The sequence below is a fragment of the Paenibacillus sp. ov031 genome (assembly GCF_900143165.1).
Classification (GTDB): domain Bacteria; phylum Bacillota; class Bacilli; order Paenibacillales; family Paenibacillaceae; genus Paenibacillus; species Paenibacillus marchantiae.
On record NZ_FRDO01000008.1, the window covers coordinates 116,689 to 138,459 of the forward strand.

27 protein-coding genes are annotated in these 21,771 nt (G+C 49.7%); 3 read left to right on the forward strand and 24 right to left on the reverse strand.

Annotated elements, in window-relative coordinates:
- Nucleotides 1-9 precede the first annotated feature (9 nt).
- From BUA17_RS25960 to BUA17_RS26010, 12 genes are all read right to left on the reverse strand, one after another.
- The gene (locus tag BUA17_RS25960; protein WP_240321512.1) at nucleotides 10-1,149 is read right to left on the reverse strand and encodes a CgeB family protein; all 1,140 of its coding nucleotides are present in this window, start codon (nucleotides 1,147-1,149) and stop codon (nucleotides 10-12) included.
- A 63-nt stretch (nucleotides 1,150-1,212) separates the two neighbouring features.
- On the reverse strand, nucleotides 1,213-2,307 hold the full coding sequence (locus BUA17_RS25965) for a CgeB family protein (protein WP_063566667.1): 1,095 nt from the start codon (nucleotides 2,305-2,307) through the stop codon (nucleotides 1,213-1,215).
- A 56-nt stretch (nucleotides 2,308-2,363) separates the two neighbouring features.
- Entirely contained in the window at nucleotides 2,364-2,543 is a 180-nt protein-coding gene (locus BUA17_RS31015) for a hypothetical protein (protein ID WP_139295735.1), read from the reverse strand.
- Nucleotides 2,544-2,565: 22 nt separating this feature from the next.
- Nucleotides 2,566-2,907, reverse strand: a complete 342-nt coding sequence (locus tag BUA17_RS25970) for a hypothetical protein (RefSeq protein WP_063566666.1) — start codon at nucleotides 2,905-2,907, stop codon at nucleotides 2,566-2,568.
- Between the two features lies 1 nt (nucleotide 2,908).
- On the reverse strand, nucleotides 2,909-3,208 hold the full coding sequence (locus BUA17_RS25975) for a hypothetical protein (RefSeq protein WP_063566665.1): 300 nt from the start codon (nucleotides 3,206-3,208) through the stop codon (nucleotides 2,909-2,911).
- Nucleotides 3,205-3,543, reverse strand: coding sequence for an alpha-helical endospore appendage domain-containing protein (locus tag BUA17_RS25980; RefSeq protein WP_063566731.1), 339 nt, complete (start codon nucleotides 3,541-3,543; stop codon nucleotides 3,205-3,207). The genes BUA17_RS25975 and BUA17_RS25980 overlap by 4 nt, the downstream gene beginning before the upstream one ends.
- A gap of 23 nt (nucleotides 3,544-3,566) precedes the next feature.
- Nucleotides 3,567-3,854 (reverse strand): hypothetical protein, encoded by a 288-nt coding sequence (locus BUA17_RS25985; RefSeq protein WP_063566664.1) that lies wholly within the window; start codon nucleotides 3,852-3,854, stop codon nucleotides 3,567-3,569.
- 121 nt (nucleotides 3,855-3,975) lie between these two features.
- Nucleotides 3,976-4,728, reverse strand: coding sequence for an amino acid ABC transporter ATP-binding protein (locus BUA17_RS25990; RefSeq protein ID WP_072735443.1), 753 nt, complete (start codon nucleotides 4,726-4,728; stop codon nucleotides 3,976-3,978).
- The gene (locus tag BUA17_RS25995) at nucleotides 4,725-5,435 is read right to left on the reverse strand and encodes an amino acid ABC transporter permease (RefSeq protein ID WP_063566662.1); all 711 of its coding nucleotides are present in this window, start codon (nucleotides 5,433-5,435) and stop codon (nucleotides 4,725-4,727) included. Before BUA17_RS25995 ends, BUA17_RS25990 begins: the two co-directional genes overlap by 4 nt.
- Before the next feature lie 4 nt (nucleotides 5,436-5,439).
- Nucleotides 5,440-6,183 carry an amino acid ABC transporter permease gene (locus tag BUA17_RS26000; protein WP_072735444.1) on the reverse strand — a complete coding sequence of 248 codons (744 nt, stop codon included), beginning with the start codon at nucleotides 6,181-6,183 and terminating at the stop codon, nucleotides 5,440-5,442.
- A gap of 26 nt (nucleotides 6,184-6,209) precedes the next feature.
- A complete protein-coding gene (locus BUA17_RS26005) occupies nucleotides 6,210-7,049 on the reverse strand; it encodes a transporter substrate-binding domain-containing protein (protein WP_063566660.1) in 840 nt (279 codons plus the stop codon).
- A 294-nt stretch (nucleotides 7,050-7,343) separates the two neighbouring features.
- Nucleotides 7,344-7,673: a hypothetical protein gene (locus BUA17_RS26010; protein ID WP_063566659.1), complete on the reverse strand. Its 330-nt coding sequence runs from the start codon at nucleotides 7,671-7,673 to the stop codon at nucleotides 7,344-7,346.
- A gap of 265 nt (nucleotides 7,674-7,938) precedes the next feature.
- Here BUA17_RS26010 and BUA17_RS26015 point away from each other — a divergent pair, with 265 nt between their 5' ends.
- Nucleotides 7,939-8,475 (forward strand): GNAT family N-acetyltransferase, encoded by a 537-nt coding sequence (locus BUA17_RS26015; RefSeq protein ID WP_072735445.1) that lies wholly within the window; start codon nucleotides 7,939-7,941, stop codon nucleotides 8,473-8,475.
- Nucleotides 8,476-8,618: 143 nt separating this feature from the next.
- On the opposite strand, the gene modB is transcribed toward BUA17_RS26015, so the two are convergent.
- Both modB and modA read right to left on the reverse strand, forming a co-directional pair.
- Nucleotides 8,619-9,302: a molybdate ABC transporter permease subunit gene (gene modB, locus BUA17_RS26020; RefSeq protein ID WP_170867947.1), complete on the reverse strand. Its 684-nt coding sequence runs from the start codon at nucleotides 9,300-9,302 to the stop codon at nucleotides 8,619-8,621.
- Nucleotides 9,299-10,171 carry a molybdate ABC transporter substrate-binding protein gene (modA, locus tag BUA17_RS26025; protein ID WP_072735446.1) on the reverse strand — a complete coding sequence of 291 codons (873 nt, stop codon included), beginning with the start codon at nucleotides 10,169-10,171 and terminating at the stop codon, nucleotides 9,299-9,301. Before modA ends, modB begins: the two co-directional genes overlap by 4 nt.
- A 262-nt stretch (nucleotides 10,172-10,433) precedes the next feature.
- On the opposite strand from modA, the gene BUA17_RS26030 reads away from it, so the two are divergent.
- Entirely contained in the window at nucleotides 10,434-11,492 is a 1,059-nt protein-coding gene (locus BUA17_RS26030; RefSeq protein ID WP_072735447.1) for a substrate-binding domain-containing protein, read from the forward strand.
- A gap of 143 nt (nucleotides 11,493-11,635) precedes the next feature.
- Here the strand turns inward: BUA17_RS26030 and folE2 are convergent, their stop codons facing one another.
- Genes folE2 through BUA17_RS26060 form a run of 6 tightly spaced genes read right to left on the reverse strand, consistent with a single transcriptional unit; the run spans nucleotide 11,636 to nucleotide 17,288 of the window.
- The gene (gene folE2 / locus BUA17_RS26035) at nucleotides 11,636-12,580 is read right to left on the reverse strand and encodes a GTP cyclohydrolase FolE2 (protein WP_072735448.1); all 945 of its coding nucleotides are present in this window, start codon (nucleotides 12,578-12,580) and stop codon (nucleotides 11,636-11,638) included.
- 45 nt (nucleotides 12,581-12,625) lie between these two features.
- Nucleotides 12,626-12,958 (reverse strand): DUF3024 domain-containing protein, encoded by a 333-nt coding sequence (locus tag BUA17_RS26040; RefSeq protein ID WP_072735449.1) that lies wholly within the window; start codon nucleotides 12,956-12,958, stop codon nucleotides 12,626-12,628.
- Between the two features lie 27 nt (nucleotides 12,959-12,985).
- Nucleotides 12,986-14,656 carry a nucleoside recognition domain-containing protein gene (locus tag BUA17_RS26045; RefSeq protein ID WP_072735450.1) on the reverse strand — a complete coding sequence of 557 codons (1,671 nt, stop codon included), beginning with the start codon at nucleotides 14,654-14,656 and terminating at the stop codon, nucleotides 12,986-12,988.
- Entirely contained in the window at nucleotides 14,650-15,786 is a 1,137-nt protein-coding gene (locus BUA17_RS26050) for an NAD(P)/FAD-dependent oxidoreductase (protein WP_072735451.1), read from the reverse strand. Before BUA17_RS26050 ends, BUA17_RS26045 begins: the two co-directional genes overlap by 7 nt.
- A 5-nt stretch (nucleotides 15,787-15,791) precedes the next feature.
- Nucleotides 15,792-16,061 (reverse strand): 30S ribosomal protein S14, encoded by a 270-nt coding sequence (rpsN, locus tag BUA17_RS26055; protein WP_063566651.1) that lies wholly within the window; start codon nucleotides 16,059-16,061, stop codon nucleotides 15,792-15,794.
- Nucleotides 16,062-16,091: 30 nt separating this feature from the next.
- On the reverse strand, nucleotides 16,092-17,288 hold the full coding sequence (locus BUA17_RS26060; protein ID WP_072735452.1) for a GTP-binding protein: 1,197 nt from the start codon (nucleotides 17,286-17,288) through the stop codon (nucleotides 16,092-16,094).
- A 197-nt stretch (nucleotides 17,289-17,485) separates the two neighbouring features.
- On the opposite strand from BUA17_RS26060, the gene BUA17_RS31370 reads away from it, so the two are divergent.
- Nucleotides 17,486-17,644, forward strand: a complete 159-nt coding sequence (locus tag BUA17_RS31370; RefSeq protein ID WP_161490625.1) for a hypothetical protein — start codon at nucleotides 17,486-17,488, stop codon at nucleotides 17,642-17,644.
- Nucleotides 17,645-17,824: 180 nt separating this feature from the next.
- Here the strand turns inward: BUA17_RS31370 and BUA17_RS26070 are convergent, their stop codons facing one another.
- The 4 genes from BUA17_RS26070 to ssuE all read right to left on the reverse strand — a co-directional run bounded on the left by BUA17_RS26070 (nucleotide 17,825) and on the right by ssuE (nucleotide 21,768).
- On the reverse strand, nucleotides 17,825-18,940 hold the full coding sequence (locus tag BUA17_RS26070) for an amidohydrolase (RefSeq protein WP_072735530.1): 1,116 nt from the start codon (nucleotides 18,938-18,940) through the stop codon (nucleotides 17,825-17,827).
- A gap of 207 nt (nucleotides 18,941-19,147) precedes the next feature.
- The gene (locus BUA17_RS26075) at nucleotides 19,148-20,209 is read right to left on the reverse strand and encodes an LLM class flavin-dependent oxidoreductase (protein ID WP_072735454.1); all 1,062 of its coding nucleotides are present in this window, start codon (nucleotides 20,207-20,209) and stop codon (nucleotides 19,148-19,150) included.
- Nucleotides 20,210-20,279: 70 nt separating this feature from the next.
- Nucleotides 20,280-21,152 (reverse strand): LysR family transcriptional regulator, encoded by an 873-nt coding sequence (locus BUA17_RS26080; RefSeq protein ID WP_063566647.1) that lies wholly within the window; start codon nucleotides 21,150-21,152, stop codon nucleotides 20,280-20,282.
- Between the two features lie 67 nt (nucleotides 21,153-21,219).
- On the reverse strand, nucleotides 21,220-21,768 hold the full coding sequence (gene ssuE / locus BUA17_RS26085; RefSeq protein WP_072735455.1) for an NADPH-dependent FMN reductase: 549 nt from the start codon (nucleotides 21,766-21,768) through the stop codon (nucleotides 21,220-21,222).
- Nucleotides 21,769-21,771: the final 3 nt, after the last annotated feature.

The following is a 21,771-nucleotide window of genomic DNA, read 5'->3' on the forward strand; positions in this document are numbered from 1 at the left end:
CGGACAAGATTAAGGGAATATAATGCTCAATATTTCGTTGATTCTTTTGCCATACGTGTGATCCTTCAATGTCCGTTCCAGCCCTCGAAGTGCAATTTCACGGCGCTCTTTCTCATGAGTGAGGTAGTATTCAACCTTATCGAGCAACTCCTGAGGGGAAGAGTAGGTCTCGATCTCCACACCCGGTTTATAGAAACGTGCCAGGTCATCCCGCGCATCGGTCAATTGAAGGGTCGTAGACGCCGCAATTTCAAATGTTCTCGGATTCGGGGAGGCTGGTGAAATTTTAACATGGTTGTTGTTAACGGAATCGTCTTCATGGGAGCGGTGAAGGTTGATGACAATTTTAGTGCCGTTATAGACATCATTCGTTTCCTGCGGACTCATCCAGCGACCCAGTTCGATCTTCTCACCGTAAGCAGCATAGTCTGGCAGGCGATCCCACCAGATGCCATTAAATACGGTATTGTGTGACATCAGCTGTGCCATGATCGGATTGAAGAAATACACCCGGTTCCAGTAGGCCGATCCGATAAAACTGACATCCCGGTGTAATGCAGATGGTGTGGTGATTGGGAAGTAATGATTAGTGAATGCAGCAAAGGGCAGGTAGTGAACGGAAGGGCAGCCGTTTTGTCGATACAACTCGACACAGTTCAGTTCCAATGTGAACACATGATCGAAATGCTGTACTGTCTCAAGCGTCATATCCGTATAGTACGGATCATCCGTGAGCCAAATTGCCGTCTGAATGCCTGCTTGGCGAATCGCATCGAGATGTTCCAGCGGAATATCCATACCATCCAGCACAAGCACCAGGTCAGGACGGGTTTGCAACGCAATTTCGGATACAGGCTGACGTGGATCGGAAAGAGTTACTTGGGCAACCATGCCCTGCAATGTTGCCATGATGGCTTCGTCCAGTGGGGAATATGGGAATCCTTTACCCGAAGATACATACAGCACGTGAAGCTGCCGGAAAGGCAATGGCTCCTGTGCACAATTGACGATATAGTTGGCACGGCCACGTAAATATCCTTCTTCCTTGCCCGCATCATATCCGGCATGTTGCCCGTTTTTGCGTGCTTGGTCAGCCAGACTGAGCACTGGTGCATGAGACTTTCTCGTTTTACGGTGTTTGAGAGACATACCGCCACTCCTTTTATTTTTGGGATAGGGTTTTCTAACGCTGTTGCCCTGCAGAAAGAGAATTTACACGTGCTCCAGCAGCTGAGCAATACGACGAGTGAACGTATGCTGGTTCAGTGTGGTAAGCAGCCCTCGCCAAGCCAGGGCTCGCCGTTCCTCTTCATGGTGCAGATAATATTTGATTTTGCGCTGAAGTTCAGCCGCGGTTGTAAAGGTCTCGATGTCATATCCAGGCCGGTAGTAACGTGGCAGATCATTGCGTGCATCCGTTATCTGCATCGTGCCACAGGCGCTGATCTCATACGTCCGCGGATTAATGGAATGGCCTTGGAGATGATGCGTATTGCGATTGTCTTCCCCATTCTCGCAAGTCCGGTGTACGTTAATCACGATTTTGGCGCCATTGTAATAATCCACTGTCGCTCCAGGATCAATCCAGCCTTCATGGATGAATCGGCCCAGGATGTCGGAGCGTTTCAGCCGGTTCCACTGGCTGCCGGCAATGAATACCTTTTTGTCCGCCAGAAAAGGAGCCAGCTCATCGAACAGTGCAATTCGGTTCCAGAATCCGGTGCCGATAAAACAAATGTCATACTGATGCTGCGGCGCCGTACGCCTTGGTTGAAACATTCCCGGGTTCACTGCCAGCGGCATATAGATCACCCGACCTGCTCCATGTGCAGTATAGAACGGCACGGCCGCTTCCTCATGCGTGAACACGACATCGTAATGCTGACAGATGGTTGTCGTATCTTCGGTAAAATACGGGTCATCCACAAACCATACTGCTGTTCGTATTCCAAGTCCCCTTATGCCATTCACCTGTTCCAGATGATCGGGAGGAAATACGTGTAGTCCATTCATGACCAGCACCAGATCGGGCATGTGCTGGCTGGCTTCCTGCAGCATGTTTGCCGGCGATCCGACAACACATTCACGAACAGATTGCTGCAAGGCTCCAATGACGCCTTCATCGATGGCATCGAATCCTTGCGGAATGTACAGCACTTTCATATTCCGCACGGTCGGCTCAAACATCTGCACTCGCTCCATCATGGCCTGACAGCCGCCAAATCTGCGGCCTTCTGCATATCCGCCACGGTAAGCTATCTCCGCTTCTGTAGGCGGCCGGTGTCGTCGTTTTGCCACATCCTTCACCCTGTCTTCCTTCAGGAGATCCCACTTTCAGATTCTCCCCGAGATTGGTGTTCCCTCTAAAGGATATGCCCCGGGGTCAGATGCATCATGGACGGGTGTCCTGCAAGGCGCAAAATTGGCGTCTGCCCTCCACAACCGCCTGCACGGGCATGTCCGCTTTTGCAGCGATACAAATAACCCGGAGGGATCCGTCCCCCCGGGCAATCGTCATACACTGGACATGCATCTATAGTCATCCGAAAATGTACACCTACTCTGTTATTGCGCTTTGTAAGCCAACTGATGTCCGTCCTCGAATCCCTTGGCGAAACCCGCGTTGAATCCCTCGTTGTACGCCTCGTTGTACCCCTGGCTGTACGCGCTGTCCGGGTTCGGATCGGTAGGGGTAGCCGGGACGACAGGTTGTGCGGGCTTCACACTCCGGTGCCGTCGTACCGCACGTTTCTTTTTTTTGAGCCACGCACTGCGTCCTTTGAGGGTACGTTTGTGAAGCACACGTTTGCCTTTGACCGCACGCAGTTTACGGATTTTACGCAGACGGGCCCCGCGAGCAAGCAAAGCTCTTTTGGTTCTCAGACGTATTTTTTTCTTCTTTAACATGTCAACATTCCTCCTGTATGTTCCGGACCATGCGTATCGCATATCCAGGGTCTTTGAGCCATGGCACACCAGGCTCCCCATGCTGGATTCGGGCCAGCCTTATCCCCGTAACCATCCGGGACATCTCCTCTTGATAACGGCTTAGCAAACGAATGTTCTCGGCCAGACTGCGGGCGGATACTTCCGAGTGGGCAGACACGCTGGCCACACTGTCCAGAATGCGGGCGAGCGCCTGCTGACTGTGTGCAATGGACTCAATGAGGGACAGTTTCGCTTCCTGCTCACGCCGCAACAGACTCATTTTCCGAGATCCCCCATATCCATGCCGCCAAACATGCCACCGTCCATGCCGCCTTCTTCACCATCGTTCTGCACCATGATGGCCTTCAGGTTGTTGCATAATCCGGTTTCCATTCGGGTCAATCCTTCTAGTATTTCCACCAGTTGATCATGCATTTTGAGTGGCTCTGCCACCTGATCGCTATGCGTCAGAAAAGACTCACCATTCAAATGATTTAACGCCCAGTTCCTTACCTTCTCGGCTTCAATCGCCTTGGCCTCCAAAATCAGGGCAATATTCCACTGCATCTTGGCTGCTGCATCCAGCATCAGTATGAGACTTTGTTCTCTGCTCATGTCCATTCACCCGCCTTCCGGGCTTATTCTTCCTCTTGACCCGCCATCTCCCGCATCACCTGAGTCAGCGTTTCGGCTACGGCTTCTTCCAAGTCTGCCAGGCCTCCCAAATAGGAGATGATGCTTTTGTTGATTTGTCCCGAGCTATCCAGCAGACCGTCAACGCCATCCAGCTCCGGTTCGATATCCGGCAAATGATTAATGATTTCAGACATGCGCACAGCGACTTGACGTTTGGCATCCAGTACACGTGCAACCTGCTGGTGAGAATGTGCAATATGTGTGAGTATTTCATCGATTTTGCTCTGCATGGTCCTCCTCCTTACCGTCACGGCCTGCTTCACCCATAGAAAAACCCGGCCTATCAGCATTTGCCTGCTACAGCATATGCCGGGCCGGGATCGTCAGTTACTCCAGCTTGCGCCTATATCGTCAGATGACGTAACTCCAATCGGATGAGTAACGGCTGAGGAATTGGCGGGTACGTTCCTGTTTGGGCCGCGCAAATACTTCCTCCGGTGTTCCTTCTTCCACTACGGAACCCCCATCCATGAATACAACTCGATTTGCCACCTCGCGGGCAAAACCCATTTCATGGGTGACAACAATCATGGTGATGCCCTCCTGGGCAATCGATCGAATGACCGACAGCACCTCACCTACAAGTTCAGGATCAAGCGCCGAGGTTGGTTCATCGAACAGAATTACCTCTGGATTCAGTGCCAGCGCCCGAGCAATGCCTACCCGCTGCTGTTGTCCACCTGACAGCATGCTGGGATACTCATTAATTTTGGCGGACAGGCCCACTTGTTCAAGTACACGCAAGGCTCGTTCACGAGCATCGGCTTTGGACATTTTCTGAGCGATGATTAATCCTTCCGTTACGTTATCCAGTACCGTTTTATGTTTGAACAGGTTATAGTGCTGGAACACCATCGCCGTTTTTCGCCGCAACTGCACAATGTCATGTTTGCGGGCATGCTTGCAGTCTACGGTTAATCCGCTGATCTGTACCTTGCCCTCATCGGCACGTTCAAGAAAATTCACACAGCGCAGCAATGTCGTTTTGCCGGACCCGCTCGGTCCAAGAATGGCAACAACATCCCCCTGCTCCACAGTCAGATCAATACCTTTCAACACTTCCTGCTGACCAAAAGATTTGTGTATATTCGTCAGTGATATCATGACACCCCTCCTTTGCTGTACACGGCAACTCTGCGTTCCAGCAAAGCTGTAATCCGTTCGACAATCACCGTCAGACCCCAATAGATCAATGCGGCAGCAATGAAAGCCTCCAGAAATTTCAGACTGACCGAAGCCACCACATCCGCTTTCCCGAGAATATCCATCTGTGATACGGTAAACGCGAGTGTTGATCCATGCAGGAAACCAACAAACATACTGCACAGATTCGGCAGAACCGCACCCACCGCCTGCGGTAAAATAATGCGTCTCATTGCCTGGGAGGTACTCATGCCCACGGCATGTGCAGCTTCCATCTGCCCAGTGTCCACTGCAAGAATACCGGAACGGATAATCTCGGACATATAAGATCCGGCAGTCAACGAGAAGGCGATGAGCACGAACACCAGAATCGGGATGGAGGAAGACTGAAAGGCCCAGCCGTACCGGGCTGCAAGCTTGTCGATGATCAACGGAATCCCGTAATAGATTAGAAACAAGTGCATCAGCATCGGTGTCCCCCGAAAAAACGAAACATAGAAATCAGCGATCCGGTAGACCCAGGGAACCTTATAGATTCGAATTAAAGCAGTAACCAGACCAATGCCAAAGCCTGCGATCAACGGTACAATCGTAATGACGAGTGTTAGTGGCAATGCCTTTAGAATCTGGAAAAAAGATGTATAGATAAAGTTGAAATCAATAGACATTCGCTCACCCCGCTATTCGTTTCAGGCGTTCAGCTCTAACCACTGGCCCAGGGAATTCTTTCTTACGTTCGTGACGCTGGAGTCTGCGTTCTGCGATAGCAAACCCTTTTTCAAGTACAAGCACGATAACATAGTAAACAATCGACAGACTGATATACACTTCAAGTGCATGCGATGTAGCCGAGATCAGCGTTTGCCCCCTGCCCACCATGTCCATGACCCCAATCGAGAAAGCAAGTGACGTATCCTTTAACGAACCAATCAACGTATTCGCCATATTTGGAAAAGCAACGATGAGCGCCTGCGGAACCACAATGCGCCGAAACGACTGAAACGTGGTCAAGCCCGCAGCATAAGCCGCTTCCGTCTGACCCTTGTCCACACTGCGTACAGCTCCGCGAAAGATTTCCGCAAAGGACGCTGCATCACTTAACGCATAAGTCACGATGACAAATACCAGCGGATCGGTCCTGGACAGATCGACGCCTATAGGCTTGAGCAATTCAGGTAATCCGTAATAGACCAGAAACAACTTGATGAGAATCGGTGTGCCCCGCATGAAAGAGACGTACAGGGTCGCGAGCTGGCTCAGCACCGGAATCCGGTATAACCTCGGAACCGCCAGAAGTACACCGCCCACCAAACCGAGCACAATGGAACCGCCCAGTACACTCAGTGTAATATGCAAATATCGCAGCAGTTCAGGGACGAAATCCAGAACTAATGACAGATCGAATGATTTACCCATAACCGTCGCTCACCTTTCTCAACGAACTATTCCTCAACCGTGTAATCGGCTCCCAGCCACTCTGTGCTCAATTTGCTCAATGTTCCATCTTCCTTGATTGATTTGAGCGCTTCATCAATTTTTGTTTTGAGCTCTTCCTCATCCTTGTTCAGAATGAAATACACTTTGGAGTTGGACAGAGCCTCTCCTACAGTCTTTAACTGTGCATCCACCACTTTGTTCTGATAATCGATGGCAAACTGCGTGCTGATGGTTGCATCCACTCGGCCTGTTTTGATCTGGGTATTCGTATCTTCTCCTGCTCCGGAATACACAATGTCGATGGCATTTCCATTCGCTGCATTCCATTTCTCAGCCAGTACAGCCGCATTACTCGTAGCGCCAACAATCAGTTTTTTACCTTTCAGATCCTCGATGGATTTTACATCCTGGTTTTTCTCGCTTACAACGATTTTATTAGGGAAAATGTTATATGCCTCGTCATTAAAAAGGAACTTGGCCTGTCTCTCTTCATTCACTTCCATTTGGTGAGCGATCAGGTCTATTTTCTTCGTTTCAAGACTAAGCAGCAGGTTTTTAAATTCCATTGTACTGAACTCGAATTCATATTCAGGCAATCGTTTATCAATCTCGCGGATCAGTTCTACATCGTACCCCGTCAGCTTGCCATTCTCATCAATAAAGCAAACATTCGGGAATTGAGTACCTGTACCCACAATGATCTTCTTCACTTTATCTTGACCGGACGCAGATGCGGAATCCGATTCATTCGATGCATTGCCTGAACTGCAACCCGCCAGTACCACCAACATAGTAATGAACAGCAATGCTGTCCGGAATTTCTGAATCCCCCATTGATTAACCATTCCCGATCTCCTCCACAGGCTGTTATTTCAGCCAATATGATGTGTACTCCCATTCCTCATCTTTGATTTAACTAACCATTCACACTTGTATAGTCGGAATTAGGTTGAACAAAGAATAGCATCGTATGTCATACCTAGGCAATATATATGTTAATAGGACATCCTGATAACGTTATAGAACTTCTCTATGCTTCACCCGTTCCCTAATCCAAAAGTAAACCAAAAGAAGCGATCCTCCAACCAGGCTGGGGATCGCTTCTTCAATTGCAGATCATATTAAATTCAAATACGCATCTATCTGCGACTAGCCCATTTAATCTTACGAGCTACTTCTATACGCTGCAGTTGCAAGAGTCCGATTCGTTCTTCAAACTTCTTACGTTCATCCGTTGAATGGGCCGCGTGAATCTGGTGGCAGAGACCTGTTAGTTTACTGTTGATATAATCAAATCTCATCCATAATTCTTCTTCAGGTGTGCGCTGCTCCGCTTCCGGCTGAAATATTTTGAGCTGGTGGATAAGGGACTGCTGCCATTCCTGATCCTCGATTTGGATGGCAAAATGCAAAAGATCCAGATAGTCGTCGATTTGCAACGATATACCGCAATCAGGTTTCGTATTCATTAGTCGTCTCTCCTTATTTCAGTTCTTGGCTGGAATCAGTTAGTTCTATTTTACAGGATAGAGCATGGTTTAGGCGAGTCCTGAAACGAGTAAAATTGGAAAAAGTTTTGTCATTTTTACATATAGAAGCTTTCGATGGGCTTATAGACAGATCTGATTCGAGAATTATATTCCAACCATGAATTTCATGATAAAATAACACCAAAATATTAAACCAACTTAACAGGTTGGAATAGTTAATTTTCATAGAAGGGATTGATCGACCATGACCGAACAATACCGATTGGCAACACTTGAAGATGCCGAACAATTGCAGGCTGTTACCGTTGATGCCTATGAAACGATTCGGGCCCTGAACATTCCTTTTCCAGCCGGACACGCTACACTGGAAGTTATACAGAATAATATTGTACAGCATGAATGCTATATTCTTGAAAAAGCCGGAGAAATCATTGCCACGGTTACCCTTGATCGAGCCGAAGATGTACAGCGGCAAGCCATCAGCCCCTATCCTTTCATCCGCTGGTTCGCGGTAAGTCCGGCCCATAAAAGCCAGGGCTATGGCTCTAAACTATTGGATTGGGTTGAGCAACATATCATTCTACAGAAGCTTGATGCTCCTGCCGTATTTCTGGCAACGGCGACCCGCCATCCCTGGCTTGCTCCCATGTATGAACGGAGGGGATATGAACCTTTTCATCACAAAACGGTACAGACACCTGAACGGCAGGAAGAGATTGTATTTATGGTCAAAACGCTCGACCCTTCCCGTTATGAGACGCCTTCTGTTCAAACAGGCTGAACAAATAGCGGCTTGGACGAACGTAAACATACATGATATACGATATACGCCGCCTGTGTAAATGAAAACCCGCTCCGAGGAAAGATTCCTTGAGCGGGTTTTTGAATGCTAATCCTTATCGCTTTCACTTTATATAGCCCGCATCATGCCTTCCCGTCGCGCGGCTGTCTGGTTAAGAGCAGCATGATAAACGAAATGATAATAATAGAGCCGGTCCACATCCAGGCCATCGTCTGATTGCCCGAATCCACAGCAACATAGATCGCAGTGGGTACGGTTTGCGTTTTGCCCGGAATATTACCTGCGATCATGAGTGTGGCCCCGAATTCCCCCAGTGCACGAGCGAAACCCAGGATGAACGCCGTCATCAACGCTCTCCCTGCAAGCGGAAGTGAGATATAACGAAATACCTGCCATTCATTCGCTCCGATGGAGCGGCCTGCATCTTCCAGATCCTTATCAATCCCGCTAAAGCCGGATTTCATCGTCTGATATACCAATGGGAATGCAACCACCACCGAGGCAATCACGGCAGCCCACCAGGAGAAAATGACAGGTGCGGAGAAGATGGCTTCAATCCACTGTCCGAGCAGGCTCTTACGCCCCAGTAACACGAGTAAGATGAATCCGACCACGGTCGGCGGAAGCACAAGCGGAAGCATAAATGCCGTTTCCAGAAAAATTTTGCCACGGAACGAGGTACGCGACATCTTCCAGGCCACAGCGATGCCAAACACTGCTGCGATCACACTGGACAGCAACGCAACTTGAAGAGAAAGACGAACCGGTGGCCAGAATACCGCCCAGTCTATTGCGCTCACATTCATTTCGGAATGGAGAACCCGTATTTAGCAAATACATCAAGCACTTCAGGCGTTTGCAAATACGTGTAGAATTGTTCTGCTTCTGTCCGGTGCTTCGTACCTTCAATAATCCCTACTGGATAATTGGCTGGTGTATAGCTGTTCTTGTCCACTTCAAAAGCAATTTTCACCTGATCAGAAGTGAGTGCATCCGTTTTGTACACAAACCCCGCATCCGCATTGCCTGTTTCTACATATTGCAGAACCTGTCTGACATCCTTGCCCTGTACAAGCTTACCTTCCAACTGATCCCACATTTTGGCATTGGTCAGTGCTTCCTTCGCATAGGTTCCTGCAGGCACACTTTCCGGTATACCAATCGCTACGGTCTTGATAGAATCAGCCGTCAGATCCTTCTCGCTTGTTACGGTATCTGAACGATCCGCTGGAATGATGGCTACCAATGAATTTTGGAGCAAATTCGTCTGATCACCGGATGCAATCAGCTTCTCATCCACGAGCGCGTTCATATTTTTGGTCGCAGCCGATACAAAAACATCTGCTGGCGCGCCTTGTTCAATTTGCTGTTGTAATGCACCGGATGCACCAAAGTTGAAGTTAAGCTCCACATTGGGATTCGCGGCTTCAAAGTTCGTTTCAATTTCCTTCATGGCATCCGTGAGACTGGCTGCGGCTGAGATGGTTAGCTCCACCTTTTCCTGAGGATCTGTTGCCCCAGCCGTTGAACTCTCACCTGATGTCGCTGGTGTTGTACCCGTTTGTTCCATTGCTGTGGATGTATCTTTACTGTCTGTGCTTGCACCACAACCGGCCAATACGAGAGCCATTCCAAGTGACATACTCCCCAACACATATCCAATACTCTTTTTCATCTACTTCTCCCCCGATGTTATGTTTAGTTATAACTAGATATAATTAATTATATTTAATTATACATAAGATCATTGAAATAGGAAGGTAGTCTTTGACGTGTCTGTTGATGGGCAAGCCATCGATAGCTGCATTGTGGTGGGCGAGTTTATCCTCTCTGGCTGTTAATGGTATAGTACAAGAGACCCCAGCGTTTATCCGGGACGATGAGCGTTGATGAACGAAACGTTATATGATCTGTACCTTGAAGGAGGATCTTCACTGATGACGGAGGAGCAATCCTATACCACCGAAGAAATATCCAAGCTACTCAAAATATCCAAACTAACGGTCTACGATCTGATTAAAAAGGGAGACCTCGTCGCTTATCGCGTCGGCAAACAAATGCGTGTTGACGCCACCGATCTGGAGGCTTATAAACAGCGCTCCAAGCAGCTTCAATCGCCAACGCACCGGGCCGCTGTGGATTCAGTTCCCCCTTCTGAGTCTTATTCCGGGACGGGAAGTGATCCGACCAATCATGCTGTTCATTCCGCTACAAGTGCTTCGCCTCTATCCAGAGGGACATTCGCAGCCACTACCTCCATGACGGGCAATCCTTCGCCAGCCCATTCGGCCCGTCATCTGGTCATTACAGGACAGGATGTCAGCCTCGATATTCTCATGCGATATATGGAAAAGCACACACGGGATATTCGTCCACTGCGTTCGTTCATGGGTAGTCTCGACGGCTTGATCTCCATGTACCGTGGGGAATCCGATCTGGTCAGTACCCATCTGCTGGATGGAGATACAGGAGAATATAATCTGCCCTACATTCGCAAAATCCTGATTGGCTGGTCATATGTCGTCGTGAATCTGCTAACACGGCCTGCCGGGCTGTATGTGCAACGAGGTAACCCGCGGGGCTTGCAAAACTGGACAGATCTGAAGCAGCCTGAGCTGCGATTGGCTAACCGGGAGAAAGGGTCGGGTGCACGTGTATTACTGGATGAACAATTGCGTCTGCATGGTATCCCTGCTTCCCAGCTGATTGGGTATGACGTGGAAGAAACCAGTCACATGGGTGTAGCTGCCAAGGTCAGTTCCGGTGAAGCCGATGTAGGGATCGGCAGCGAGAAGGCTGCACGACTTGTCGGTCAGGTTGATTTTATTCCACTTGTTCAGGAACGTTACGATCTGGTCATGCTGAAGAAACAAGGGAACGAAGCGTGGATCGAATCAGTACTGCGCATTCTGCAATCACCGGCATTCAGGCAGGAACTGCAATCATTTGAGGGATATGATGTATCCCGAACGGGTGAAATTTTGTATGAAGTCTAGTGCAATGGCACTTGGATTGCTCATAGGATCGCTAAAAAAAACAGAAGAACCGCCGCTGAAGCTCTGACGGTGGTTCTTCTGTTTTCTCTTCATATTGTAAAGTGATATAAAATAAAATGAATTCCTTATCCCTCACACTATCGTTATCTCGACTTGTCATATACGATACGAGCTACGGCATCATGTTGATGAATGGACTCTTCATTTTTGCAGTCTACCTTAAATTTATTTACCCAGTGCTTCTCATACAGATCTGCCGCCACCAGCCTGACGATATCTTCCACAAATCGCGGGTTCTCATATGCACGTTCCGTGACCCGTTTCTCATCAGGCCTTTTGAGTATGGGGTAAAGACAGCTACTTGCATTGGATTCCGCCACATTCAACAGCTCTTCCTTCCAATAGCCCGGCAGCACTTCTCCCGGGTTGGCTTGGACCTGGATACGCAATAACCCCCGCTGGTTGTGCGCGCTAAATTCGCTGATCTCCTTTGAACATGGGCATAACGTCGTGACCTGTATATGTAAACCTGTTCTCAGAACAGGAGATTTTCCAGCTTCCCAGATGACATGAACCGTAGCCAAAGAATGATTTAGTCCAGACAAACCGGTTACGGGGGCGGTTCGTTCGTAGAACCAGGGATAGGTCACTTTCAGCTCTGCCTTCGCCTGATTCATCTGTTCGGCCATCTGCTGCGTCAGCGCAACGAGATCCGGAATCCGGTCACTTAACCCTTCACCGCGACTGTGCTGAAGCTGCTCCATCAAGCGGCTCATGTTAATGCCTTTCGATTCGCGATCCAGCGAAGTCGTCAGCCGGAACGTTCCGATGCTGGACAATCGAACGGGATCTTTGGCCGAAATGACATCCAAAGGATACTTCACCTGATCAATACCGACTTGCTGCAGCTCAAATAGAAAATCATTTTTGCTATTCTGCAAATCTTGCATCTCTTCTTTCCGTACAGGCTTATCTCCCTGTATGGGATCAACGGAGCCGAATAACCGCAAGCGCTCAGCTTTATCCGGTATGATAAAAGAATCGTTCACTACTCGGCTAATCCTGTTATTCTGTTGTACCTTTTGCATTACAAATCCTCCCTCCAGCACATATTTGCGTTAAAAACCGCGCATTCAGCGCCAGAACAGACCCGCTTCGTCCCGCTCAACCTGCTCTAGCAGATCTTCAAAATCAGGACAAGGCTCAATAACGTCTACCACATTCCAGCTACTGTGTCCGTCTTTGGCATATACCTTCCACTGATTCTCTTCCCAGTAAAATCGGGCAATATGCAGTTTTTCCCATTGATATCGTTCTTCAGCGAGCCTTTCTTCGGTCAAAATCAGTTCATTGTCATTCATCTCATACGTTAATTTCACCATGGTGCGCAGTGGTGCCGGGACCTTCTCATGGATATAACCGTTCATCACCGATTGAATTCTCCGAATGGTAAACGAGTCCAGCATGGAGATCACACCCTTTCATCAACATCGTTATGCAATCCAGTTCCATAGCCATGCCAGTACAAATGCACTGCCTAGTGACGTTACGAGCTGTTTGCCTGCCAGTTGCATGGCAAAGACTGCTCCCAACTCCTTGCGAATGGTCCACATCGTCACCAGACATGCCGTTAACGTGGAAGCCAGGTACACAAGAATAAACAGCTGCCCGCCGCTCAAGTCTTCAACGAAGGAACCCTGATCCTGATTCAGCACCAACAATCCGTCTTTTCGCAAAATGGAAAACAGAATGCCGCCTGCGGCATCGCCCGGCAGATGAAAGATCGCAAGTGTCGGCGTCAACGCGCCAGTCAGGGCAGACAGTACCCCCGTCTGCTCCAGCAACGTAGCCACCACACAAATACCGATGAAAATAGGCATCGCCTGCACGAGAAACTGCTTCATGACAGACCGAACGCGCCAGCTAATAGAGCGCCATGATGGCTTTTGCAGAAAGGTCCGGTTAGCATGTAACGGGAGCGTGTCATCCAGCCGATTTCGATTCCACAGACGTGTATGAATTGCACCCGCAAGTACCAGTACAAGCATATAAGGAAAGAACAGCCACGGCTTGCCGCCGGAACTGAATATGGATAGAGAAGCTCCTATCTGGTAGCTGCAAGCAGAACCGAAGGAAATCAATGAAACACAGGCCTTTCGTGTACAGGAGCTGCAGGTACGACTCTGGAACACAGCCACGACATTGCACCCAAAACCACTGAGGACCGGAATCAGATCCTTGCCGTTCATGCCGATTTTGCGCATCCACCCATCCAGCGAGTCGGTAATCCGGTCTTTCAGTCCGCTTTCCTCCGTCGCCGCCACACTGAACCCAATCAGGAATACGACCGGAAATGCCCATATAAACGAATACAAGCCCAGACTAATCATGCCGTAATCTCCGAGCATTATCGCCTGCAGCGGGCTCCATAATCCCGCAGTAATGCGATGGAGCGGTTCAAGAATCCAGGCATCTGCGAGCGGTTGTATCCAGCCGGAGAACAGATAGGCCACATACACTGGTGCTGCAAATAATAATACCAATGCAGCCAAAGCCACAAAACGTCCCCAAACCGTATGCTCAAACATCGTTGTCTGCGGTTCGTCCACAGGCGATTCAGGAGGTGATGCGAGCTCCGGATGCCTCTTCATGGGTCTGGCGGCAACAATCGCCCGGCATATCAGGTCTTGGGTGTTTCCATCCATTTCCCTTGTATTGAGCGGCAGAACGGAAATGCCCAGACCTTTACGGTAATAGTTAACCTGAGCCGATAATCCGGGACCACATTTGTCGGCAAACGTAAGTACCAATACAGCATTTTTGTCTGTGACATCCAGCATACCGAGCAGTAAAGGCAGTTCCTGCACCACATCCGTGCCGCGGATGACCAAGATTACTGTGTCACCAGCTGCGAGCTGATTTAACGTCAGCATGGTCGTGACACTGTCATCCTTCATCCGGATTCCAGGTGTATCGAGTAGTTCAAGCTGGTGCTCAAGCAACTCCGCCCTGCGGACGGTCACCGTGGAGCCCCGCACATTGGATTCCTCGCCTGTATCTCTGCCCGTAAGTCCCCGAAACAGAGCCGATTTGCCCGCGGATTCGAAGCCAACCAGCACCACTTTACGAAGTTCTTCGGGTTGCTCCACAACCGAATTCAGCATGTGCAGTCTTCACCGCAGCAGGACAGATCATCAAGGAACATGCCTTCTTTGCGATAGGTTTCCAGCGGAGCCAGATCCAGCCCGAGCCTCTCACCCATGGCCTGAGCCACAACCGCAAAGCGCTGTCTGAATTTATAAATGAAGCAAAATTGGAGTTGACCATGCATGACCTGTGGTCCAGTAATGAACAGTCCGGGGGCAATCGTCGATTCATCCGCCGCTCCCAATTGCAGCTGACCTTCCTTGTTGCGCTCGACGAGATTCTCAATCAGGTGCAAACTGCTGCGGAACCCGGTCGCCAGAATAGGAGCCTGACCCGTCTTAAGCAATCGGGACTCTCCGGAATCGTTCTCGCAATAGAGAACATAACCGCCCGGTTCATCCGGTTCAATCCACTTGACCTCATAACCTTGCATCATGTGTATTCGCATATCCATCATCGCCGCGCGCAGGCGATCCTTCGTATAGGGGCTTAGTTCCACACTTGGATCACTGCTGCCCTTGGCGAGTCCTCGTCCATTACGGTCGATTACCGTTACGTTTTTCCCCAGTTTACTCAGGTGAATAGCTGCATCCACACCGCTCTCATAGCCACCAACGATGACACATTCTTCTCCCTGAACCGCCGTCCAGCTGGAAAATAAACTGCTGTGCACACCATACTCAGCCCCAGGAAACCGGTCCAGTCTCGGATATTGAAATTCACCTGCTGCCCAGATGACATAGCGTGTCCACAGTTGTCCATTGGATGTCACGACCCTGAAGCCTTTCTCCTCCGCAATAACCTCCGAAACATCTACTCCCGTTTGCACAGGCAATTTCTTGAACTGGCTCACCACCTGCAAATACTTCGCATACTCCAACCCTGTCGGGTGTTCTGTTCCCAGTGTGTACGCTGGAGACGTATTCAAAGCCACGGCGTTCAGATCCATCATGCCGTAGGCATTGCTTGTGAACGAAGGGGTGATCAGACGCATTTCCTCCGGCCACGCCAGAAAAGTTGCCCCCACCTCACTGCGTTCCAGCACAGTAAAACGAGGCATTCCCAGATCCTGCAGGACAGAGGCCATGCCGATCCCCGCTGGCCCCCCTCCAACAATTACACAATCATAATCAAATGGATCATGCATGTGTCTTACCAGCTTGACTTCGTGACGCCCGGAATTTGCCCTTGATGAGCCAGCTCACGGAACACAATCCGCGATACCTTGAACTTGCGCAAATATCCTCTCGGACGGCCTGTCAGTTCACAGCGATTTTTCAATCGGGTTGGGGAAGCATTGCGCGGCAGTTTCTGCAGCGCTTCATAATCCCCTTTTTCTTTCAGTTCCCGGCGCAGCTCCGCATATTTGGCTACGGTTGCCTGACGTTGTTTTTCACGTACCACTTTTGATTTTTTGGCCATGGTTTACAGCTCCTTTTATAAATTTATTTTTTATACGACTTCAACTGGCCAAGGCAGAGGATTGTCGAAATGCCCCCAATCGGCCTGCATTTCTTCATCACTGAGCAGACATTGGTCAAGTTCGTCTTCAATGATGACGCGCTCCATTTCAATCCCGATCATGACCAGCTCGGTCTGACGGTCTCCCCACTGCGCATCCCACTTCTCCAGCACATCTGGCTCCGCACGCAAAATTTCTTCCTTATCAGCTTCCGGCAATGCCGCAACCCAATGTCCGGCAGGGCCAAACTGAATCGACGATCCCGCCTGACTCAGACTTGCAGCAACATCCCCTTTAGCCGCGAGCCAGACCAGCCCTTTGGCACGCACCACTTCTTCCGGCCAGTAGCTCATGAATTCAGCCAGACGAGAAGGATGGAATGGTTTTCGACGACGATACACGAAGGAGCCAATACCGTATTCCTCGGTCTCCGGTGTATGGGATTCCTTCTCCAGCTCCTGAATCCACCCGGCGGACATGCTTGCTTTCTCGAAGTCGAAGAGACCTGTACTCAAAATTTCAGACGGGTTGACCTGTCCGTTCACAGTCCGAATGATTTTGGCCTTAGGCTGAAGCTTGCGGATGACACCTTCAAGCTTGTTCAGCTCCACGTCATCGACCAGATCACATTTGTTCAGCAACAGGACATCACAAGTCTCTATCTGATCAATCAGCAGGTCCACAACATCGCGGGTATCTTCCTCACCTGTGGCCTGGTTCCGATCCAGCAGACTCTGCCCTGAGGCAAAATCATGCCAGAATCGATGGGCATCCACGACGGTTACCAGACAATCCAGCTTCGCCAGACTTGTCAGATCAATACCTGACTCCTCGTCTGCATATGTAAAGGTCTGTGCTACCGGCACAGGTTCACTGATGCCTGTGGATTCAATCAGGATATAATCAAACCTGCCTTCGTTCACCAGCTTCTCAATCTCCTGCATCAGATCATCCCGCAAGGTGCAGCAGATGCAGCCATTGGACAGCTCCACCAGCTTTTCTTCGGTGCGCGACAACGTCGCCTCACCCTTCACCAGAGCGGCATCGATGTTGACCTCACTCATGTCATTAACGATGACGGCGACCTTGAGCCCCTTCCGATTGTGCAGTACGTGATTAAGAACGGTTGTTTTACCTGAACCGAGGTAACCGCTAAGAACAGTTACCGGAACCTGCTTTTGTGTCATGTGTATCTACTCCTTATGGTTGTGGTCCATATACCTCTGACCTTAATAGTAATTATTACGATTAACAACAATGACTATAATCCTGTTGAACCATGTTGTCAAATCATTTTTGTTTTTCTCGCGCGAGGTGGCCGCTTGGGTCACGGATCGTCCTCCGATCGTTGTTGTCTCATATCTGGAATCGGCAGGCAGCATATATGACAAATAGGTCATCGTTAAAAACACCCCCGCTCTCCTTCACGGTCGATACCATATACAGCGGAAGAAAGGTCGTGGTGGCTCCAAATACGTATGAAGCAAACAGCATGACTACACTGCTGATCAGCCGTGGTCTGCTGCGCCCGATGTCAGATTGATCCCGCACTCTTCGTTCATACAATATGGAGAACCACAACTACTAAATTAAAAATACGGAAACAGTAAAAAACGGTCACCTGATTGAGGTCACCGTTTTTTGCGTCATTCGCTATTGTATTAGCATATTAACTTATTAATTAATCATTAAATTAATCACTTATTCACGTAACTGTTATCGGTTACTCGCCGTTTGACTGCAATTTCTGCAGTGAATCTTCAGCCAGCGCTGCCAGAAGATGTGCGCCAAGTGGCAGTGCCCGTTCGTCCACATCGAATGCAGGATGATGCCATTCGTGTGGGCCTGACGTTCCGAGGAAGAGGAACAGTCCCGGAACCTCCTTTTGGTAAAAGGAAAAATCTTCGCCAGCCGGGGAAGGTATCGGCCGGATACTGTTCAATCCAACTTCGCTCGCGACCTGCTCAGCCGCAGCAGCCAATGATGCATCATTGACTACGGCAGGTGGTCCCTGAATCCAGCGCACAGTAGCCCGTGTCCCATAGGCTGCTGCGACACCGGCAACCACCTGGTTGAAACGTTCGCGAATCCGGGCGCGCACCTTCTCGTCAAAGGTACGCACGGTGCCGTCCAATATGGCTTCTTCGGGAATGACGTTCCAAGCGGTGCCGCTGTTAATTTTGGTCACACTGATCACGGCGCTCTCCTGTGCTCCAACATTACGACTCACGATGGCCTGTAATGCAGTCACAATATGAGAGGCCACCACAATCGGGTCAATGCCCGCTTCCGGAACTGCCGCATGGGTTCCGATACCCTCCACTTTAACCACAAAACCATCTGCCGCTGCAAGCAGCGCTCCTTCACGGATACCTACCGTACCGACCTGCAGATCCGGTTTGTTATGCAACCCAAAAATAGACTGAACTTCGGATAGCGCTCCGCTCTGAATAACCTGCCGTGCCCCCGTCGCCTTCTCCTCCGAAGGCTGGAAAATCAAACGAATCTTGCCCGGCAGCCGGGACTCTCGCTGTTTCAACAATCGTGCAGCACCGATCAGAATGGCGGTGTGTGCATCATGACCGCAGGCGTGCATCCGGCCAGCGATTTGCGAGGCATACTCCAGCTTCGTTTCTTCCTGGATCGGCAGGGCATCAATATCTGCGCGTAAGGCCACTACCGGGCCATTACCCTGCCCAATTTCAGCGATAAGGCCCGTTCGCAGTGAATATTCATCTGCGATCCGTACCCCTTCCTCCACCAACCAGCCTCGAATAGCTTCTGTCGTTTCCCGTTCCTCTCCGGATAGCTCGGGGTTACGATGCAAATGTCGCCGAATCGCGGTTAAGTGCTCTGCAAATCCTTCATCCTGCCCAACGTAAAATTCATGCTTGCGGCTCTGTTCTTCTTGCTCTGCCTGTTGCTCAGGCTGTTTCAGATCACTACTCACGACATTGCCTCCTTTTATCATCGTATGTGCCATGTAAGATGGGTTAATATAATACACGGGTCACTTCAACAGGTATGCTCTATACCATGTATATACCTAACCGATCACCGCTTGCGCAGGTGTCGACTCATGCGCAAATTCGCCCAGTCCCTGCTCATCCAGCGCCTCACGCAACAGTTCAAATGAACGAATACGCTTGGCAAAATCACGTGTGGCTGTGGTAACAATCAGTTCATCCACGGCAAAATCCTGCTGGAACTTCGCCAGAGTCGGACCAACCGTTTCCTTCGTACCTCTCGTCACACTTGGCTCCAGAATCTCGATCCGATACTTCTCGTTCGATTGCCGTCCGAATTCTTCCGCCTGCTCCACGGAACCAACCGTCAATACCTTGCCATTCTCCAGATGGATCTTGACCAGCATGTGTTCACTTGCCAGTCCTTCGGCTTCTTCCGCACTCTCCGCCACAATCAATGATATAGCGAGGATGGCATATGGCTCCCGTCCATGTGAGCGGTCGAATTGTTCCCTATAAGTTCGCAGAGCCTCCAGAGCAACCTCCGTATTGCTATTAATAAACAATGAAAATACATAAGGCAGTCCCAATTCTGCCGCCATGCCTGCGCTATCGATACTTGCTCCAAGCACGTATAGCTCGGCCGGGATTTCGGATACCGGCGCAGCGCTCAAGCCGGCCAAAGGATGTGTTTCGTCTTCATGCGGTTCATTATGAATGAACTGCTTCACCTGATTGATTTTCTCTTTCAGTGAAGCGGCCTCCTGAATCCCTTGCTGTAGTGCCTGCGTGGAGCGGGGCAATCCTCCCGGTGCACGTCCAATACCCAGATCAATTCTCCCCGGACCAAGCGCAGAAAGCACATTGAAGTTCTCTGCCACTTTGTAAGGACTATAATGTTGCAGCATCACCCCGCCAGAACCGAGACGAATCCGCTCCGTATGCGCCAGCAAGTGGGAAATGAGTACCTCGGGTGAGGAGCCGGCAACATGACCTGAATCATGATGTTCCGATACCCAGAAACGATGAAATCCAAGCTGTTCAGCCCGCTGTACCAATTCAATCGTATGCCGAAAAGCATCAATCGGCGTCTCCCCTTCATAGATCGGGGTTTGATCTAATATGCCAACACGAATACCCATCATATTCTCCTCCTTCGATCATGCCGAACCTGACTTTTTAAAATCCGTTCTTACTTCCGTTAATAAGTCTCTATAGCTGCCGCAGCAGTTCCCCGAAAGGCTCTGCAAAAGGCGAATGTTCTTCTTTTAACGTAACGACGCTGATCTGCAATGATACACCTGCAACCTCATGTACCTGAATAGGAAACAGCTCCTGATCCTGCACTTCCTTTTGCACTGTCAGACCTGGGAGAAACGCAATACCTGCTCCTTGCTTCACCAGCTTCTTCGCCGTTTCCGAATTATCAACGTGATATGTAATATCCGGCGGGTGCTCCAGCGAGTCAAAGGCCCGGTGAATGCGCAGCCAGTCCAATGAACCACATTCAAAAAAGACCAGCTGCTCATTCCTGATCGCCTCCATGCTGACATGCCCGCGTTCAATAAATGGATGCCCTTTGTACACGTATAACTGGATTGGATCTTCATAAAAAGCAACCGTACGGATCGCAGGATGCATGACCTTCCGCACAAAAGCAAGATCGATTTCCTGACCCAGCAGCTTGGCGACGAGTTGGTCCGTCGTCGCTGTAGTCAGTTTGATGTTCACCTCAGGGTAAGCTTCCTTGATTTTGGGCAGAAAGTCGGGAATGACATAGTTAGATACGGATACCGTACTGCCGAGTCGAAGTGCATCGGGCGTCGTACGGCGTTGCTGTATTTTCTGTCTGCCCTTCTGAATCACTTGCAGCACCTGCTGGGCGTAGGGAAGGAACTTTCTCCCCTCTTCCGTGAGCACAATCTGTTTGCCAAGACGGTCAAACAATTTGCAGCCGAGTTCACGTTCAAGGGACTGAATACGAGCGGTGACAGAAGGTTGGGACAAAAAGAGTACCTCGGCAGCCTTATTGAAGCTTCCGTAATGATTGATGTATACAAATGCTTCAATGTTCTCAATATTCATAAGCGCCCCCCGAATCCACGTCCGCAGACGTTATCTATATCTATTTATCCAATGAATTTACTTGGTTTTATGATATCGTAATACCATTCTTTTCCAGAGTCAATATCAATTCTTCCAGGGAACGATTCAATCTTGTAGTAATGTCCGCCGAAAGCACATATTTTCCGTCATCAAGTCGATCAATTCCCTGATCAACTGCATATACTCCGCCGAGAATATGTCTTCCGCCAAGTGCTGCCAGAACAGGCTTCAATGCATAATCGATGGCGAGCAGATGGGCAATCGAGCCGCCGATGACTAATGGAAGAGCCAGCTTGCCTCGCAGTCCTTCCTGTGGAATCAGATCCAGGAACAGCTTCAGCACGCCAGAGTACGATGCTTTGTATACCGGTGTTGCCACGATGACTGCATCCGCGGCTTCAACAACAGCGAGCGCATCCCGAATGAATGAGCTATCGAACTTGGCCTGCACCAGATCTTCCGCTGGCAGGTCGGCTACATGAATCACCTCAACGGTAATGCCTGCCTCTCTTAATTTATTGCTGCTGTAATCCGTAAGGCCTGTCAGACGCGAACGTTTGGAAGGCGATCCGGCAATAATAACGACATGTGACATCAT

Coding starts and splice junctions, on each gene's coding strand:
- ssuE (WP_072735455.1), bottom strand. CDS start 21,768: ATGTCACATGTCGTTATTATTGCCGGATCGCCTTCCAAACGTTCGCGT.
- BUA17_RS26040 (WP_072735449.1), bottom strand. CDS start 12,958: ATGCTGGACTCGTTTACCATTCGGAGAATTCAATCGGTGATGAACGGT.
- rpsN (WP_063566651.1), bottom strand. CDS start 16,061: ATGGCCAAAAAATCAAAAGTGGTACGTGAAAAACAACGTCAGGCAACC.
- BUA17_RS26005 (WP_063566660.1), bottom strand. CDS start 7,049: ATGGTTAATCAATGGGGGATTCAGAAATTCCGGACAGCATTGCTGTTC.
- BUA17_RS26030 (WP_072735447.1), top strand. CDS start 10,434: ATGACGGAGGAGCAATCCTATACCACCGAAGAAATATCCAAGCTACTC.
- BUA17_RS26060 (WP_072735452.1), bottom strand. CDS start 17,288: ATGACACAAAAGCAGGTTCCGGTAACTGTTCTTAGCGGTTACCTCGGT.
- BUA17_RS26045 (WP_072735450.1), bottom strand. CDS start 14,656: ATGCTGAATTCGGTTGTGGAGCAACCCGAAGAACTTCGTAAAGTGGTG.
- folE2 (WP_072735448.1), bottom strand. CDS start 12,580: ATGCAAAAGGTACAACAGAATAACAGGATTAGCCGAGTAGTGAACGAT.
- BUA17_RS25990 (WP_072735443.1), bottom strand. CDS start 4,728: ATGATATCACTGACGAATATACACAAATCTTTTGGTCAGCAGGAAGTG.
- BUA17_RS25970 (WP_063566666.1), bottom strand. CDS start 2,907: ATGTTAAAGAAGAAAAAAATACGTCTGAGAACCAAAAGAGCTTTGCTT.
- BUA17_RS26015 (WP_072735445.1), top strand. CDS start 7,939: ATGACCGAACAATACCGATTGGCAACACTTGAAGATGCCGAACAATTG.
- modB (WP_170867947.1), bottom strand. CDS start 9,302: ATGAATGTGAGCGCAATAGACTGGGCGGTATTCTGGCCACCGGTTCGT.
- BUA17_RS31370 (WP_161490625.1), top strand. CDS start 17,486: ATGACAAATAGGTCATCGTTAAAAACACCCCCGCTCTCCTTCACGGTC.
- BUA17_RS26080 (WP_063566647.1), bottom strand. CDS start 21,152: ATGAATATTGAGAACATTGAAGCATTTGTATACATCAATCATTACGGA.
- BUA17_RS26075 (WP_072735454.1), bottom strand. CDS start 20,209: ATGGGTATTCGTGTTGGCATATTAGATCAAACCCCGATCTATGAAGGG.
- BUA17_RS25985 (WP_063566664.1), bottom strand. CDS start 3,854: ATGCAGAGCAAAATCGATGAAATACTCACACATATTGCACATTCTCAC.
- BUA17_RS25975 (WP_063566665.1), bottom strand. CDS start 3,208: ATGAGTCTGTTGCGGCGTGAGCAGGAAGCGAAACTGTCCCTCATTGAG.
- modA (WP_072735446.1), bottom strand. CDS start 10,171: ATGAAAAAGAGTATTGGATATGTGTTGGGGAGTATGTCACTTGGAATG.
- BUA17_RS31015 (WP_139295735.1), bottom strand. CDS start 2,543: ATGACTATAGATGCATGTCCAGTGTATGACGATTGCCCGGGGGGACGG.
- BUA17_RS25960 (WP_240321512.1), bottom strand. CDS start 1,149: ATGTCTCTCAAACACCGTAAAACGAGAAAGTCTCATGCACCAGTGCTC.
- BUA17_RS26050 (WP_072735451.1), bottom strand. CDS start 15,786: ATGCATGATCCATTTGATTATGATTGTGTAATTGTTGGAGGGGGGCCA.
- BUA17_RS25995 (WP_063566662.1), bottom strand. CDS start 5,435: ATGTCTATTGATTTCAACTTTATCTATACATCTTTTTTCCAGATTCTA.
- BUA17_RS26000 (WP_072735444.1), bottom strand. CDS start 6,183: ATGGGTAAATCATTCGATCTGTCATTAGTTCTGGATTTCGTCCCTGAA.
- BUA17_RS25980 (WP_063566731.1), bottom strand. CDS start 3,543: ATGAGCAGAGAACAAAGTCTCATACTGATGCTGGATGCAGCAGCCAAG.
- BUA17_RS26010 (WP_063566659.1), bottom strand. CDS start 7,673: ATGAATACGAAACCTGATTGCGGTATATCGTTGCAAATCGACGACTAT.